Annotated in this window: 13 protein-coding genes; 10 read left to right on the forward strand and 3 right to left on the reverse strand. The window is 50.9% G+C overall.

What is annotated here, in order from left to right; translation table 11 throughout:
* Positions 1–11: 11 nt before the first annotated feature.
* The 9 genes from QFZ48_RS21075 to hisD are packed head-to-tail and all read left to right on the forward strand — an operon-like array spanning position 12 to position 12151.
* Positions 12–1211, forward strand: a complete 1200-nt coding sequence (locus tag QFZ48_RS21075) for a glycoside hydrolase family 172 protein (protein WP_429050066.1) — start codon at positions 12–14, stop codon at positions 1209–1211.
* 5 nt (positions 1212–1216) lie between these two features.
* A complete protein-coding gene (locus QFZ48_RS21080; protein ID WP_429063462.1) occupies positions 1217–3046 on the forward strand; it encodes a sodium:solute symporter family transporter in 1830 nt (609 codons plus the stop codon).
* 10 nt (positions 3047–3056) lie between these two features.
* The gene (locus tag QFZ48_RS21085) at positions 3057–3872 is read left to right on the forward strand and encodes a glutamine amidotransferase (RefSeq protein ID WP_429050061.1); all 816 of its coding nucleotides are present in this window, start codon (positions 3057–3059) and stop codon (positions 3870–3872) included.
* Between the two features lie 3 nt (positions 3873–3875).
* Positions 3876–5087 (forward strand): hypothetical protein, encoded by a 1212-nt coding sequence (locus tag QFZ48_RS21090; protein WP_429050058.1) that lies wholly within the window; start codon positions 3876–3878, stop codon positions 5085–5087.
* On the forward strand, positions 5084–7219 hold the full coding sequence (locus QFZ48_RS21095; RefSeq protein ID WP_429063463.1) for a hypothetical protein: 2136 nt from the start codon (positions 5084–5086) through the stop codon (positions 7217–7219). The genes QFZ48_RS21090 and QFZ48_RS21095 overlap by 4 nt, the downstream gene beginning before the upstream one ends.
* 4 nt (positions 7220–7223) lie before the next feature.
* On the forward strand, positions 7224–8627 hold the full coding sequence (locus tag QFZ48_RS21100) for a sialate O-acetylesterase (protein ID WP_429063465.1): 1404 nt from the start codon (positions 7224–7226) through the stop codon (positions 8625–8627).
* 10 nt (positions 8628–8637) lie between these two features.
* Complete coding sequence (locus QFZ48_RS21105; protein WP_429050051.1) at positions 8638–9792, forward strand: glycoside hydrolase family 172 protein; 1155 nt, start codon at positions 8638–8640, stop codon at positions 9790–9792.
* 27 nt (positions 9793–9819) lie between these two features.
* A complete protein-coding gene (locus QFZ48_RS21110; protein WP_429050050.1) occupies positions 9820–10869 on the forward strand; it encodes a glycoside hydrolase family 43 protein in 1050 nt (349 codons plus the stop codon).
* 4 nt (positions 10870–10873) lie between these two features.
* Complete coding sequence (gene hisD / locus QFZ48_RS21115) at positions 10874–12151, forward strand: histidinol dehydrogenase (RefSeq protein WP_429063467.1); 1278 nt, start codon at positions 10874–10876, stop codon at positions 12149–12151.
* Here the strand turns inward: hisD and QFZ48_RS21120 are convergent.
* Complete coding sequence (locus QFZ48_RS21120) at positions 12148–13026, reverse strand: AraC family transcriptional regulator (RefSeq protein WP_370907676.1); 879 nt, start codon at positions 13024–13026, stop codon at positions 12148–12150. The two genes, hisD and QFZ48_RS21120, sit on opposite strands and share 4 nt — an antisense overlap.
* Before the next feature lie 34 nt (positions 13027–13060).
* Between QFZ48_RS21120 and QFZ48_RS21125 the strand changes: the two genes are divergently transcribed.
* The gene (locus tag QFZ48_RS21125) at positions 13061–15307 is read left to right on the forward strand and encodes a DUF2961 domain-containing protein (RefSeq protein ID WP_429063468.1); all 2247 of its coding nucleotides are present in this window, start codon (positions 13061–13063) and stop codon (positions 15305–15307) included.
* On the opposite strand, the gene QFZ48_RS21130 is transcribed toward QFZ48_RS21125, so the two are convergent.
* Together QFZ48_RS21130 and QFZ48_RS21135 are read right to left on the reverse strand one after the other, a co-directional pair.
* Positions 15304–16053 carry an AAA family ATPase gene (locus QFZ48_RS21130; RefSeq protein ID WP_429063470.1) on the reverse strand — a complete coding sequence of 250 codons (750 nt, stop codon included), beginning with the start codon at positions 16051–16053 and terminating at the stop codon, positions 15304–15306. The two genes, QFZ48_RS21125 and QFZ48_RS21130, sit on opposite strands and share 4 nt — an antisense overlap.
* Positions 16054–16076: 23 nt before the next feature.
* Entirely contained in the window at positions 16077–16847 is a 771-nt protein-coding gene (locus tag QFZ48_RS21135) for a carbonic anhydrase family protein (protein WP_429063471.1), read from the reverse strand.
* Positions 16848–16910: the final 63 nt, after the last annotated feature.

Genomic DNA, 16910 nt, shown 5'->3' on the forward strand with positions numbered 1-16910 from the left:
AAATAAACCGGATGAAAATAATACTGATGATGTTAATCCTCCTGCCACTGAGCGTGGTGGCGCAGGAACTGTATAAGTTCCCCGCGGATGCAGATACCCGTTGGATCAGCTTCGAGAACCGCTCCGGCGCCAAAGGGAAGGCAGGAATAGAAAACAAAGGCGCCAAAGGACATGCATGCGATACACTGAAAGCAGGTGGGAGTGTAACCTTACTGGATTACGCCGGCGCCGGAATCATTAACAGGATATGGCTCACCACTTCCCATAAACCGGAAGCGCTGCGGTCCATTCATATCGATATGTATTGGGAAGGTGCGTCCAAACCCGCGGTATCCGTTCCTTTGGGCGATTTCTTCGGCATCGGGCTGGCACGTAGAACGCCGTTCCAGTGCGCCCTGTTTTCCGATCCCGAAGGACGGTCATTTAACAGCTATATCCCTATGCCTTTTAATAAGCATGCAAGGATAGTGCTGGTGAATGAATCAAAGGAAACGCACCTGTTGTTTTATGATGTGAATATCACCGCGCTGAAGCAGCCGCAAAAAGATCTGCTGTATTTTCATGCTTACTGGAGCAGCAATCAACAAACCAAACTGGGAGAGGATTTTGAAATACTGCCTGCCATCAAAGGGAAGGGCCGTTACCTGGGCAGCAATATGAGCGTAATAGCGGATACTGTGTATGGCAACACCTGGTTTGGTGAAGGCGAGGTGAAAATGTACCTGGATGATGATACACAGTATCCTACACTGGTGGGTACCGGCACAGAAGACTACATAGGCACCGGCTGGGGACAGGGTATGTTTGCGCACCTGTACCAGGGCTGTCCTATTGCAGATGCGGCAAAAAAACAATTCGCTTTTTACCGTTATCATATTCCGGATCCGGTTTATTTCCATAGTGGTTGCCGCGTGGTGATACAACAAATGGGTGGTGGTGGGAGAGACCAGCTGCGGGAAATTGTAAAAGCCGGTGCGCGTTTAAAAGTGGTAACCGTTACAACACCGGCCACCCTGGTTAAAATCCTGGAGGAACCTGGCTACCCGGATCTCTTCGATGAAAAATTCCCCAACGGCTGGGTTAATTTTTACCGGTTGGACAATTATTCCGCCACTGCTTATTTCTATCTCGATAAACCGGAAAATAACCTGCCGGCGCTGGCGCCGTTGAAGGAACGTTTGGCGGGTATACTGTCACCAACAGGTAAATGAATGTTATGAACTGGAACCAACTGGATCTGTGGATAGTCATCAGTTATTTATTGCTCATGCTGGGAATGTCTTTGTGGCACCGGCGTTTCTCGGGCTCCAACCTGGAAAACTTTTTCCTCGGCGGCCGGAAAATACCCGGCTGGTTGAATGGAATTTCCTACACGGCTGCCCTGGTAAGCCCGGATGCTGCTACAGGTTATGGCGGCCTCGCCGTGGTAACGGGCGCTTTTATTTCCTGGTGGTACCTGAGCAGGTTTGGACTCGCCTTGTTTTTTGGCGGCGTATTGTTTGCTGTTTTCTGGCGACGGCTAAACCTCTTCACCACGCTGGAGTTTTATGATCTTCGTTTTCCCCCGCGTGCGGCAGCAGCCATGCGCTTATGGATAGCCATCCGGACTTCTATGATAGCCATGCCGGCATGGACAGGCATTACGTTACTGGCGGCGTACAAAATAATGGGTCCTGCATTCGGGCTTACAAAGGCAGAAACACTTTACCTGGTAGTGCCCATTTCTTTCCTGTTTGTTTTCTTTTCAGGATACAAGGGAGTAGTGATTTCCAACCTGATCCAGATGGTGATATTTTTTGCAGGCACGCTTACACTGGCAGCACTCACGCTCGCGCATTTCGGCGGCGCTGCCGCCATGACGGCCGCGCTGGGCCATGCTTTCAATGGCACACATCCGGAAGTATTACAACTGATGCCACCCCACGAACATTCTGTATTTCCGCTGGCTGCTGCGATGGCCTGGATGGTGGGACAAAGTATTGGTTACGGTGGTGATGCGGCGCCAATGGGCGGCGCAATGGAAGGACAACGGATCCTGTCTACCCGCACACCGGCGGAAGCGCTCACCATGTACGTGGTAACTGCCATCAGCATGTTCCTGCTCTTGCTGCTGGTTACGCTTCCCAGTATATCCGCTGCCGTTATATGGCCGGAACTGCGCGTGGAAGGCGCCGACCGGGAGCTGGTATATGGAAAGCTCATGAAAACAATGCTGCCTGCCGGCGCTATGGGATTATTGGTAGCTGCTATGATGGCCGCCACGATGTCTACCGTTGGCGATAATCTGAACTTTGGAAGCCAGGTGCTGGTAAGTGATATTTACCGCCGCTGGTTTGTAAAAAAAGCCAGCGAAAAACACTACATGCTCATCGGAAAACTGGGAATGGCGCTGATCCTGTCGTTGGCGGTGGCAGTAGTATTCAACGTGAGCATTATCACTGATGTGGCCATTTTTATGTTGCAACTCAGTGCGGCGGAACTACCGGCTAACTGGGCACAATGGTGGTGGTGGCGTTTCAACGGGGCAGCGCGTATCGCTGCATCCTTCGGTGGCGCTGCTATTTTTTGTATCGTGGTATTAGGGCCTAAACTATTAATGTACCTGCACGTTCCCTGGGCGTCGCAGCTGGTGCTGCCCTGGTGGTGGCAAACATTGGTAGTGATGGCGCTTACTACCGCGCTGTGGATTACAGTAGCGTTGATCACACCACCCGATCCGGCTGAACTGCTGCATTCATTTTATGAACGCGCGCGTCCACTGGGTTGGTGGAAGCAACACAGCGGCAATATGATACAACCTATTGTGCGGGGAATGGGTATTGCCGTAATTGGTTTTGGTGCAACGGCTATGCTGATCACAGGGTTAACACAGGCTTGGTTTGCACGTTACGTGTCATGTGCCTGGCTGTTGTCCGGTTCGCTGGTGTTATTTTTTGTTTTTAGAAAGATGGCCAACAGGTACCTGTCGTGGCTGGCCGCCAGGGCAACGGTGAGCAGGGCTGTACTGGAGCAGCAATCCTTCGAATCTTTATCTCAAAAAGTATAAAAAAATAATTATGTCTGTTAGAAAAGAAGTCAGGACAAAAGAAGAACATGTACTATACCTGGGCGATTGGGTATTTCACCTGGGACCCACGTTTATAGAAACGCCGTTTGGCACAGAAACAAAAGACGCAGATCTGCATTTCTATGGTGAGCGCTTAACAGAAGCACTGGAACATGTAGCGGATGTTACCACGCTTGCCAACTGGGAGCTGTACCGCCTTGCGCCGGGTAAGCTGGAAGCCTTCCTGGAGGAATCTGTAAGTCTTATTATCAGCGATGTGGAGGCAAAATGTTTCCATCTTTATCCCAGCTTTTTCGACCGCTCCCGGCGGGAAAATAAAGTGGTTACATTCCCCGACAGGCTTACTCTCATTAAAGAATGGATCAATGATGGCGGCGGACTGATGATGCTCGGCGGATGGTTGTCGTTCAGCGGTGTACAGGGCAAATCAGGGTGGGGCAGGTGTACACTCACAGATGCGTTGCCCGTGAAATGCCTCGTTACTGAAGACCTGGTAGAGTCCTCCGCAGGGTTTACTGCGGAAGTGTTGGCGCCTGATCATCCTGCGGTGAAGGGCTTGCCATGGCATACGTTCCCGCCAATATTTGGTTACAATGAAGTAAGTGCCGCTGGCACCGGGGAAGTGCTGGTGCGTGTAAAAGAAACCGGTCACCCGCTGGTGGTGGCCGGCAGCTATGGAAAAGGCAGGGTGTTGACCTACATGTCTGATCCCGCTCCGCACTGGGGAATCAACTTTGAATTATGGGAAGGATATGATGCCTTCTGGCAGCAATCACTGCAATGGGTAAAGAAACAAAACAGGTAATTGATGAACCGTTCCATATTACGCGCAGGAACAGCCGTAGCTGATATCACCCCGCCGCTGGAAGCCGGATTGCTTACCTCTTCGGTAGAAGGGCGTTACGATCCGTTTACGGCAGTACGGTTGCCGCTGAAAGCCAGGGTGCTGGCGCTCACCACCACAACCACTACCGTCGCACTGGTATCGCTTGACCTGTTAGGGTTAAGCGATACCGCTACCGGCGGGTGGAAAGCATTCAAGCAGGGGTTGTCGGATGAAATATTGCCGGAGCACATTATTATAACGTGCACGCATACACACAATGCACCGGAATCGGTAGCCTTATCGCAATTGTATTTAACACCGGTATATCGTACATGGTTACACGAAGTACAGCAGCAAATACGTAGTGCTATTTATACAGCGCTGAAAGAGGCGCGCGCATGTACCATCGGCGTCAGCAGCGGTGTGCTGGAAGGATTCTCGCTGCAACGCCGCATACCCACGCCGCAGGGCATCGTGATGTCCGATTCCATGCAGCCCGTTACACCGGAACTGATGCGCCGCGAACCGGCAGACCGCCGCGTACATACGCTCCGGTTTACCGGGGCGAACGGGATCATCGCAACGGTGGTGCATGCAGTTTGTCACCCTGTGCATGAAATGTGCCTGCCGCATGTATCGCCCGATTTCCCGGGGGAGCTCTGCAACGCGCTGGAAGCCACCGGCAATAATGGCATGGTGATGTTTATCAATGGCGCCGCCGGTGATATCAATCCGCCTACGGTATCCGGAGGGCCCGCCACTGCAAGGCAACATGGCGCCGCACTGGCCGCAGTGGCGCAACAGGATACCTACAGCGAATCGCTGGAAGGCAATAGGCTGCTGTTCGCACATGATGAAATTACCTTTGGAATACGTGCCGCTGCCGTCATCAACAAAGAAGATGCGCATGCAAGGGTAAATGTGATCGCTATCGGAAAGCTGGCCATCGTCTTTCTCCCGGGTGAACCATTTACCACTACCGCATTGGAAATAGAAAGCGCGTCTCCATTTACGCATACACTCGTCGCGGCATATGCCGAAAATACCATCGGCTATATTCCGGATATAAAAGGATTCGCCGAAGGAGGATATGAAGCCGGGCCCGGTAAGTGGTCATTCCTGGAAACCGGGGCCGCTGCTATGTTACAGGCCACCGCTGTCCGCCTGCTGAACCAGTTAAAAAACAACACATGAAAAAGAAAATACTGCTGAGTGCCCTGGTATGCCTGTTGTACAGCTGCATACAGGTATATGCGAAAGATAAAACGCTGTTGTTCTGCGGCAGCAATAAAAACGGTCTCTATTTCCTTTTAACACAGGAAGGATATAAACTGAAACAGTTCAGCACTCCCGCTGCTGCCATTACTGCTGCCGCCGATGGCGCGGCGGTATTCATCGTATCAGACACTTACCCCGCAATTGATCCGGAAAAGCGTATTACGGAAGCGTTGCTGGCGGCCGCCAAACAAAAACACCTGCAGCTATATGTTGAATACCCCGCTGCATTCCCGGGTCTCGATATTCCTGCAAAACCGCTGGAAACGAGGCTGGAACGCGGTGTGGTAACTACCGGCGATTTCGGTGCGCCGTTACAGCCCATGAGCATACTGGGTATCCATAACTGTTATATCCTGCCGGTGAGTGCCAATGATCCGTTGATTGTACTGGCTAAAGTAGTGGGGTTCGATAAAGCAGAATATGGCCTGGACAGCACCAAATCATATCCGCTGCTGTTTAAACAGGACGGCGCTTTTATTGCCACCACTGCATTGAGTAACTTTGAGCGCGGACGATATGGTCCCGCGGCTTCCATAAAACAGGTGTGGACGTATATCCTTGCCCGTATGACCGGCAGCCCGCACCTCGTTATAAAGCACTGGCCAATGGATGTAAAGCCCATGTATGGCCGCAACGCGACACTGCCCGGCAACGCAAGGCTCAACGCCATCCGGAAGGGAACCGCCTGGTTCTTTCATGGCCGCTTCTTTGTGCATCCGGCCTGGCAAAAAGAATGGGAAGAATACAACTCCCGCGAAATGCCAACAGGCCCGCCAATAAGTGCCGATAAGCCCGATGGCGACGGCTCGCTCGGCATCATGGAGGGACATACCTCCACCATCAATTACGATGGTACCCAGCAATACCGCTACTGGATGCGCGCAGATGTACAGGGAGAAGTAAGCATGGCCCTTTCTGCCGCAGGCAGGTTGCTGAATATTAAAAGCTATCAGCAGAACGCCGTAAATCTTATTAACTATACGTTGAAAACCTCCAATATGAGGGCCGGCCCAAAGCGGGATCCCAACAGTCCCGCCTACGGCCTTATAGGCTGGGCAACGCCTAACCCCACCACCTTTTACGGAGATGATAATTCAAGGGCCATCCTCGGTATTATTGGCGCCTCCGCTTATATGAATACCAACCAGTGGGACCAGGAGATGGCTGCCGCCATACTGGCTAATTTCAGAACCACGGGCAAAGATGGCTTCCGCGGCGAACGGCTGGAAGAAAAAGATATCATAAAAAACGGCTGGCAGTTTTACAGCAACCGTTCTTTCGTACATCCGTCCCCGCATTTTGAATCGTGGATGTGGGCGCTGTACCTGTGGCTTTATAACAAAACCAGGTATGAGCCGCTGCTGACCAAAACAAAAAATGCCATCCGGGTGACCATGGAAAGTTATCCCGGCAACTGGCGCTGGGGCAGCAGCATGCAAACACAGCGCGCACGCATGATCCTCCCATTAGCCTGGCTGGTAAGAGTGGAAGACACGCCGGAACACCGGCAGTGGCTCGACAAAATGGTGACCGAAATTATGAAGTACCAGGATGAAAGCGGTGCTATCAGGGAAGAACTGGGCGTAAAAGGGAAAGGAATGTTCAACCCGCTGAACACCAATTCTGCCTATGGTTCCGACGAAGGCTCCCTCATTTTTAAAAACGGGGAAAAAGTGTCGTGTCAGTTATACACCTGCAATTTTGCACTGTTTAGTTTGAATGAAGCCGCGCGCGCAACAGGCAATAAAAAGTACCAGGAAGCCGCCGGTAAATTGTCGGCCTATCTTACCCGCATACAGGTACAAAGCAATAAACATAAAGATCTCGACGGCGCCTGGTTCCGTGCATTCGACTACGGGCGGTGGGACTACTGGGCCTCCAATTCAGATGCAGGCTGGGGCGCCTGGTGCACGCTGAGCGGCTGGATACAAAGCTGGATCATCACCTCGCAGATCCTGATAGAACAACAGCAGAGCTACTGGGAAGTAACGCAAAAGTCAGCGATCAGCGAACCCGCAAAATCATTGATCAATACCATGCTTAAATAGTTGTATGAAGATGAAAATACCTTTGCTGTTGTGGTGCCTCGCCGGTTGTGCGTTATCCTCCCGGGCAAATATCCGTTTGCCGGAGGTGCTCAGCAGCAACATGGTGCTGCAGCAGCAAAGCCAGGTAAAGTTGTGGGGATGGGCTGATCCGGGTGAACACATCTCCATTACCACCTCGTGGGATCAGCAGGTATACCCCGTCACCACAGCGGGTGATGCCGCCTGGGTGGCTACTATTACCACGCCGGCAGCCGGCGGCCCTTTTACCATTACGCTGAAAGGAAATAATACCATCACGCTGCAAAATATCCTGTTGGGTGAAGTATGGGTATGTTCCGGGCAAAGTAATATGGAAATGTGCGGAAACTGGGGACTGAAAGACATCAAAGCCATTCAGCCGGCTGCTGATAACAACAATATCCGGTTCTTTAAAATTACCAAAGCTACCGCCGCACATCCACAGGATCGCCTGACCGCGCAATGGGTTGCGTGCGACAGCGCCGCACTGAATACTTTCAGCGCTGTCGGCTATTTCTTCGGAAGGAAATTAAATGAACAACTAAAGGTGCCCATCGGGCTCATAGATGCCAGCTGGGGCGGTACCGCTGCGGAAGTATGGACGCCGGACAGCATCGTAAGCAACAACCAGGTGTTAAAAGAGGCAGTTGCGCATATATTGCCCAATGGCATGTGCCCGCATTTGCCGGGTGTGGCCTGGAACGCCATGCTGGCGCCAGTTACACGATATGCCATTGCCGGCGTTATCTGGTACCAGGGAGAAAACAACACCGGCACCGCGGCCACTTACCGGCTTTTATTTACTTCCATGATAGATGCCTGGAGGCGTGCATGGCAGCAGTTGCTCCCTTTTTATTTCGTACAGATAGCCCCATTCAATTACCGCGAAAAAAATACCGGCGCACTGCTCAGGGAAGCGCAGCAACAAAGTATGCAACATCCCAATACCGGCATGGTTGTCACCACCGATATTACCGGCAACGTATACGATGTACATCCGGCCAATAAGCATGATGTAGGCTACCGGCTGGCCGACTGGGCGCTGGGGGAAACTTATCACCGCCAGGGATTTAGCTACAAAAATCCGTTGTTTAAAGAGATGATGATAAAGAAAGATAAAGTGATCATCTCTTTTGAAAATGCGCAACAGGGACTATCAGTAAGAGGCGATAGCCTGACGGAGTTATTTATTGCAGGAAACGACCGGCAGTTTTACCCCGCCCGGGCTACTGTGAAAAAAAACACACTGATGGTATGGAACAATAAAGTGAAACAACCCGTGGCTGTGCGCTACGCTTTCAGTAACACCGCTATTGGTAACCTGTTCAGTAAAAACGGTTTGCCCGTAGTGCCTTTCCGCACCGATCACTGGGAGGTGCCAACAAAATAAATTTATCCGCATGAAACATTTTGTTTTCTTATTACTCATGATATCATTCGCTGGTTTACAGGCGCAGGACCTCGCCGGTCTCACGCTCATCAAAGAGCATGTAACCACAAAACGGATCAGCAGTTACGACAAGGCCGGTGGTCCGAACGACAACCTGCAACACATTGAAAACGGCGGTAAAAGAACCCTGGTGGATATCAAAGGCGCCGGCATTATTAATCATATCTGGATCACGATGTGGCCCGCCCCGGATAAACTGAGCCGCAACGATGTGATCATCCGCATGTATTGGGACGGGAAACCATATCCTTCCGTGATATCGCCCATCGGTCCCTTTTTCGGACAAGGCTGGAACGAATCTTACCCTTTTACATCATTGCCACTGGCCGCTGCACCAATGGATGGTACCAGCCTGGTGAGCTATTTTGCCATGCCTTTTTCCAACGGGGCAAGAATAGAAATAGAGAATCAATCAGGTACGGAAATACAACCTTTTTATTTTTGCGTGGACTATGTGGAAATGCCCAAACTGCCCGCCAATACCGGCCGCTTTCATGCCTGGTACAATAAACAACTCATGGGATCACAGGATAGCATAGAAAACGAGCATTGGGTCTTTGGCCCCGAAGGACAAAATACCGATGGCCGCAATAATTATATAATAGCAGATATCAAAGGCGAAGGGCATTTCGTCGGCGTAAATTACTATGTGCAATCGCCCACACCTTTATGGTATGGAGAAGGGGATGATATGATTTTTATAGATGGAGAAACAATACCATCCCTCAATGGTACCGGTACGGAAGATTATTTTAATACCGCCTGGGGCCCCAAAGTATTATATACGCACCCGTATTTCGGGTATGCAAGGGTGAACAACGATATCGGTACACTTGGCCGCACGCATCTTTATCGCTTTCACATCACCGATCCTATCTATTTTAATAAGTCGCTGAAGTTTACCATCGAACATGGTCATAATAACGAGATGACACTCGATCTTGCCAGTGTAGCCTATTGGTACACAAAGGAAGCGTTGCCGGTACCGGACATCCCGGATGCCAAAGCCCGAAAGCCCATGCCCGCGATCAACTCATACGATATCCACCGCTGGCGCAATGAGTGGCGGAAAAACAGGGGCAAGGATCCGAAGTTATGGAACTAACTATTTCATCATCATACATCTTACTAAATGAAAAATATATCCTGGTTATTACTGCTGCTTTTTAGTATGTCTTGTACGGGCAAAGCAAAAGACTCCACCGTGGCGCCGCCACCGGCGCCTGCAGATACCACCTTCTCCAATCCGCTGCTGGATGGCGGCGCGGATCCCTGGGTGTATAAAAACGGCAATGCTTATTATTTTCTTTGTACCAATGGCGGAAATATCACCATCCGTAAAACAGCCGCTATGTCGGAATTGAGAAATGCCATTCCCAAAGTGGTATGGACGCCTCCCGCTACCGGCGCTAATTCAAGAAATATCTGGGCGCCGGAACTGCATCGCCTGCAAGGCAAATGGTACCTGTATTATACAGCCGGCGCCACATCCGACCTGGCTACGCAGCGTTTGTTTGTGCTGGAAAATGAGGCCGCGGAACCATTGGAGGGTGTTTGGAAAGACAAAGGAAAAATAGGCGATCCGCAGGCCGACTTTTTCGCTATCGATGGTACGGCGCTGACTTACAACAACAAAAACTATTTTATCTGGAGCGGCCAGATCTCCGGGAAAGATATCACACAACGCATCTACATCGCCGAAATGGAAAATCCCTGGACCCTCAAAGCAGGCAGGGTACAGATTTCCATGCCGGATTATGACTGGGAAAAACACGGTTCACCGGTAAATGAAGGCCCGGAAATACTGAAAGGCCCTGATGGACAGATCATACTGATCTACTCTGCCAGCAGTTGCGGCACAGATGACTATGCACTCGGTATGCTGCGCCTGAAGAAAGACGGTGATCCGCTCAATCCTGCACACTGGACCAAAGCCGGCCAGCCGGTGTTCACGAAGAGCGTTATCAACAGCGTATTTGGTCCCGGTCACAATGGCTTCTTCAAATCGAAAGACGGAAAAGAAGACTGGATCATTTATCATGCAAATCCTCATGCCGGCCAGGGCTGCGGCGGCGCACGGAGTCCGCGTATCCAGCCGTTTACCTGGCGCGCCGATGGCACTCCCGATTTTGGGGAAGCCCTTAATCCTTATTATAAACTCAAAAAGCCCTCAGGGGAATAATACTATGGCTGTTTTTTTAAAAGAAGGGAAGAGCGAAGCGGCATTAAAAGCTACCGATGCCCGGGTAAAGGAAACGGTAGAGAAAATGATCAGTGAGATAGAACAGCACGGCGACGCTGCCGTGGTGAAGTATTCCGCTTCCCTGGATCGCTGGTCGCCACCTGCCTTTCTGTTATCGGCAGCAGCTATCCGGGAGATTATAGCACGCACACCGGACCAGGTGATCCGCGATATCCAGTTTGCGCAACAGCAGATCCGTTTTTTTGCGGAGCAGCAACGCGCTTCCATCCGGGATATCGAAATAGAAACACTGCCGGGCATCTTCCTGGGGCATAAAAATATCCCGGTCAACAGCGTAGGGTGTTATATTCCCGGTGGAAGATACCCGATGGTGGCCTCTTCGCACATGAGTATCCTCACCGCAAAAGTAGCCGGCGTAAAACGGGTCATCGCCTGCACGCCACCTATCAACGGCCAGGTGCCGGAAGCCACTGTTTGTGCCATGCACCTTGCAGGAGCCGATGAAATCTACATTTTAGGCGGCGTGCCTGCACTGTGCGCCATGGCAATAGGCACCGGGTCCATCACCTCGGTGGACATGATTGTAGGTCCGGGAAATGCCTATGTAGCAGAAGCCAAACGGCAACTCTATGGCAGAGTGGGTATCGACCTGTTTGCCGGTCCCACGGAAGTACTGGTGATTGCAGATGAAACCGCCGATGCGGAAATGGTGGCCTGCGACTTATTAGGGCAGGCAGAACATGGCCCCACCTCTCCGGGTGTGCTCATCACCACTTCTGAACAGCTGGCCCGTGAAACCCTGGTGGAGATAGAAAGACAGCTCACCTTTCTTTCCACTGCGGACATCGCAAGGGTGGCCTGGGAAAATAATGGTGCCGTGATATTGGTAAAAGACGAAGCAGAAGCCATCGCCGTAGCAGACGAATTGGCCAGTGAACATGTGGAAGTGCTCACCCGCAACCCCGGTGTATTCCTTGAAAAAATGACCAACTACGGCGCCTTGTTCCTTGGTCCTGAAACCAATGTAGCTTACGGCGACAAAGTGATTGGTACCAATCATACACTGCCCACCCGCAAAGCGGCAAAGTATACCGGCGGACTATGGGTAGGTAAGTTCCTGAAAAATTGTACCTATCAGCGTTGCACGCCGGAAGCCAGCGCTATGATTGGCGAATATGCCATGCGGCTGTGTGAACTGGAAGGATTTGCGGGACATAAAGCACAGGCTGCCCTGCGCGTAAAGCGTTATGGAAAAAACTAGCCCGTTTTGGCCTGCACGTATACCTTCTGGTATTGCAGCGGCGTTTTGTGTGTGAGCAGTTTGAACTGCCGGTTGAAATTGGAGAGGTTGTTGAATCCACAGGTATAGCCTACCTGCGACATAGGCAGGTTGTTTTCTATCAACAGTTTACAGGCATAGCCAATGCGTACTTCCATTAAAAACTGCCAGTACGTTTTCAGTGTCCTGGATTTGAAATACCGGCAAAAGGAATTGGGGCTTACGTTGGCCGCCGCAGCCACTTCTTTGAGAGTGATTTTGTTACGGAAATTATTGAAGGTATAATGATAGATCTTGTTGATGTTATCGGTGTTGATGATGTTGTAGGAACTGGCGAAACCAATGCTCGACAGCAGGGTACAGTCTTTTGAACCGGCGATGGTGTCCAGTATGTTGAGCAGGGAGGTGATCCTTTGTACCTGCCCGGCTTTGAGGATGTTCTCCATTTCCCGGCTGATCAGTTCACGGGTAACGCCATGAATCCGGATGCCGTGCCTGGCTTTTGCAAGCAGTTCTTTTATTGCTGTCAGTTCCGGCAGGTCAAGGAAACCGGCGCCCCAGAAGTGGTCTCCGAAATGTATGGCAATGGCTTCTATCTGCAACCCGGGTTGATCCTGGAAGTAAATGGCATCGCTCCGCCACATGTGCGGAAGTTCACTGCCCAGCAGCACCAGGTCGCCATCTTCAAATCTTTCCATACTGTCGCCCACCAGCCGCATACCGCTGCCCTTGCGGATCAGCGTAAGTTCAATTTCCGGGTGGTAATGCCAGTGATTATAAAGGTAAGGGTAGATGTCTTCCCGGATGCTGAACGAATAGTTATGGCCGGTGTCAACCTTACGCAGAATCGGTTTCATACAACGGAATTATATAATGAAGCTAATACAATTTATGATAGTTGCAAAACACATACACCCGCTGAAATCATGCGTGACAACGTATTTACGGTATACCTGCCTGCTGGTGCTTGTCCTCTGTAAATCCGTGCTGCCGCTTCAGGCTCAGCGCCTCCCCGTGATACCTGCCGGCGCCGATGCATACCGGATGTGGGACAAATGGCCCTCTCAACGGTTCGGAATGCGAACTTATATGAGAAGTACCTACGACCGCTCCGGCAGTAATGAAGCGGCCGACGCCAGCCACTATCTTTTCATGAACGGGGAAACGGATAACGTTACATTGGATGTAACGGGAACGGGCATACTTTATTTTTTTCGTACCAACCACTGGCACGGAAGTCCCTGGCATTTCACTACGGACGGACAGAAACATACCATAAAAGAAACGGCTACCGAAGATCCTGTAAATGCCCTCCGGAACATTAAAGCAAGCGCCTTCATCCCGGCTGCGCCGTTTCCCCGCCCGCTGGCCTGGACCTGGGGCGACACCAAAGGAGCAGACCTCATCTGGACACCTATTCCATTCCGGCAATCCCTGCGCATCGCGTATTCCCGCACACACTACGGCACAGGGTACTACATTTACCAGTTGTTTGCCAACCCCCGCAATCTTTCACAACGCATCAAAAGCTGGGATATAGAAAAAGCACCCGACAAAGACGTAGTAGCGCTGCTCAGTAAAGCAGGGCAGGATATTGCACCGGTACATATACCAACCCGCCAGGGAACGGTAGCGCTCAACCAGGAAAAGGTAACGTTGACGGATATACGTGGTATGGCGGTAGTAAGGGCCCTTAAATTCACTATTCCGCTTGCAGACGCGGAAAAACTGGAAAGACTCCGCCTGTTGGTTACCTGGGATGATGCCTCCCTACCTTCTATAGATGCGCCGCTCAGCCTGTTCTTTGGCGCAGGTACCCTGCACAACGCGGGCGCCCGGGAATACCTTGTAAAAGGCTTTCCTATCAATATCCGCTATGATAGTATCCGGCAAAATGTAGTGCTGGCCTGCTACTATCCGATGCCATTCTTCAAGGCGGCAAAGTTTGAACTGGCTGGTATCACACCCGGGGAGACTTTCATTAACTATGAGATTCGCTACCAGCAACAGCAATTGCGGCCCGCATTCAGCAGCTATTTCCATGCTACCTACCGCAATTTTCCATCACCGGAATTGGGAGAAGATCTAACGTTGCTGGATACACGTGGAATGGAAGGCAAATCCGAATGGTCAGGCAGTTTTGTTGGCACCTCTTTTATTTTTACACATAGCGGCGATCTCGGCACGCTGGAGGGAGACCCGCGTTTTTTCTTCGACGACAGCCAAACGCCGCAGGCTCAGGGCACGGGTACGGAAGAGTGGGGTGGTGGCGGCGATTACTGGGGCGGGAGGAATATGTCGCTTCCACTTGCCGGGCATCCCTGCGGCGTAGCCCGGAAGGAGCAGGCAAAAGATAAAAAAGACCTCATCCACTCGGCATACCGTTTCCTCCTCGCTGATCTCATGCCCTTTGGACGCAATGCCCGCATCCAGCTGGAACATGGTGTGGACAATCGCTCCACCGAACACTATGAATCCGTTACCTACTGGTATGGACTGCCCGCCCCCTCTTTGATAAAAACAGATGAACTGGATATCGGTGATCCGGGCAGTGAACAGCAACATGGCTATCATTCTCCGCAGGCATCTCCGGTAGAATCCATTGTTTCCCGTTACGAACTGGGTGTTGATTCGCTTAACATTAAAGGACAGGGCAGAAAAGAAATCTACCCCGTACACACAGAAGATGGCCGTTATACCACCGGCGTGTCGGAATTCACCATCCGCCTCGATCCCGCCAACGTTGGTGCGCTGCTGCGGCGTACACTGGATTACAGTCACCCTAATCAAAAGGCAGCAATATATATCGCAGACGACAACGGAGACACCACCCATCTTAAATGGAAGCCCGCCGGCACCTGGTACCTGGCCGGCGCCAATACCTGCATGCATAGCAATCCGCCAAAAGAACTGGATAAAAGGGTGTACGAAGTGCAAACCAGTAACCGCCGCTTCCGCGATGATGAATGGCTGGTTCCGGCCGCCCTTACAAAAGGACGCAGCCGCATCAGGGTAAGGATCGTATTTGTACCGGTAGAACAGGAACTATACCCGGGATTTAAATTCCCGGGGAAAAACGCATGGAGTGAACTGCGTTATACCGCCTATAGCTATGTGGTGCCTGATTTTAAAGATTAAACATCTTCCAGCAGGATTTTCACCATGTTCTTGTAATTATTGATAAACTGGTGAGAGATCTTATAATTTTCTGTGGCGGTATAACTGGTTTTTTGGATCCCGTTTTCTGTCAGCTGGTAAATAAGGGCATCGGGGTAAGCCATTACAATAGGGGAATGCGTGGCAATGATAAACTGCGACTGCTGCCCGATTAGCTGGTGCATTCTTGTGAGCATGGCCATTTGCCGCGTAGGGGAAAGCGCGGCTTCCGGTTCATCCAGTATATACAGGCCATTACCGGAAAAGCGATGCACCAGCAAAGACCAGAACGCCTCCCCATGTGATTGCTCGTGCAGGGACACGCCGCCGTAACTGTCAATCACCCGCCGGCCCATACCTTCCCGGTCCAGTTCTTCAATGTTGGTACCCACGTTGAAAAAGCTCTCCCCTCGCAGGAAAAAGCCATCCTTTGCGCGCACTGCCGCCCTGGCTACCCGGATATACTGATGTAATACCGAATGGGAAGCACGCGTGGAAAACGTGAAATTCAGTGAGCCACCTTCGGGGTTAAAACCACAGGCCACCGCAATGGCCTCTATCAGGGTGGATTTTCCCATGCCGTTTTCACCGGAAAGGTAGGTAACCTTCGGATGCAGCTGCAGGGTCGAAAAGTTTTTTAACGCGGGTATGTTGAAAGGATATTCCCCCGGGGTGGTGATCTTGTCCCTGTTGAGTGTAATGGCCGTTAATCCCCTTTGTGTAAGCATAGCCTTGCCTGTTAGTGTAGCTGTTAAAAGAAAGTAACCTTTCCGCTGTTCATATCGTAAACGCCGCCTGTAATGATCAGTTGCTTCTTTTTTTCCATTTCTGCAATAATAGGGCTATTTTTACGTATATTCTCTACCGTTAGCCTTACATTTTGCTCGCAAACGGCATGTACATACGACTCATTTTTGCTGTTCATATCTCCTTTAAATTCTTTGATGCTGGTAACTGCCGGCTGTATTTTTGACAGCAGCGCGGTTATATTGCCCAGTTTTACATTATCGATGGCCGACTTAATCGCGCCGCAATGCTCGTGTCCCAGCACCAGGATTACCTTTGCGCCGGATACTTTGCAGCCATATTCCATACTGCCCAGCATATCTTCATTCACAATATTCCCCGCCACACGCGCCACAAATACATCGCCGATCCCCCTGTGAAAAACATCTTCCACGGGTACCCTTGAATCCAGGCACGACAAAATCACTGCCTTAGGAAACTGGCTCAATGCCGCTGCCCTTACCCTGGAAGAAGTATTCCTGACCGTTAAGCGGTCATTTACAAAGTCCTCATTTCCCTCTTTTAAAATATCAAGCACCCTTTCCGGCGTCAATGACTGCTGTTCGTTGGACGACAGTACTTTATTTTCCAACACATCGGTGCTGTCTATAGCAACCTCCTTTTTTGTACTGCTGGTATCGCTGCCTTGTTGTAACCCTTTTTCGTTGCCCGGGTTGCCACAGGCGTATACCAACAAGAGGAGCATGATAACAGATAATTTTGCAGGTATCTTCATAATTTTTTTTAGATGATTAACGGAATGCTTGGCATGTATAAGCTAACAATCCGGCAAATAACA

Source organism: Chitinophaga sp. W2I13 (assembly GCF_050434005.1).
Taxonomy (GTDB): Bacteria; Bacteroidota; Bacteroidia; order Chitinophagales; family Chitinophagaceae; genus Chitinophaga.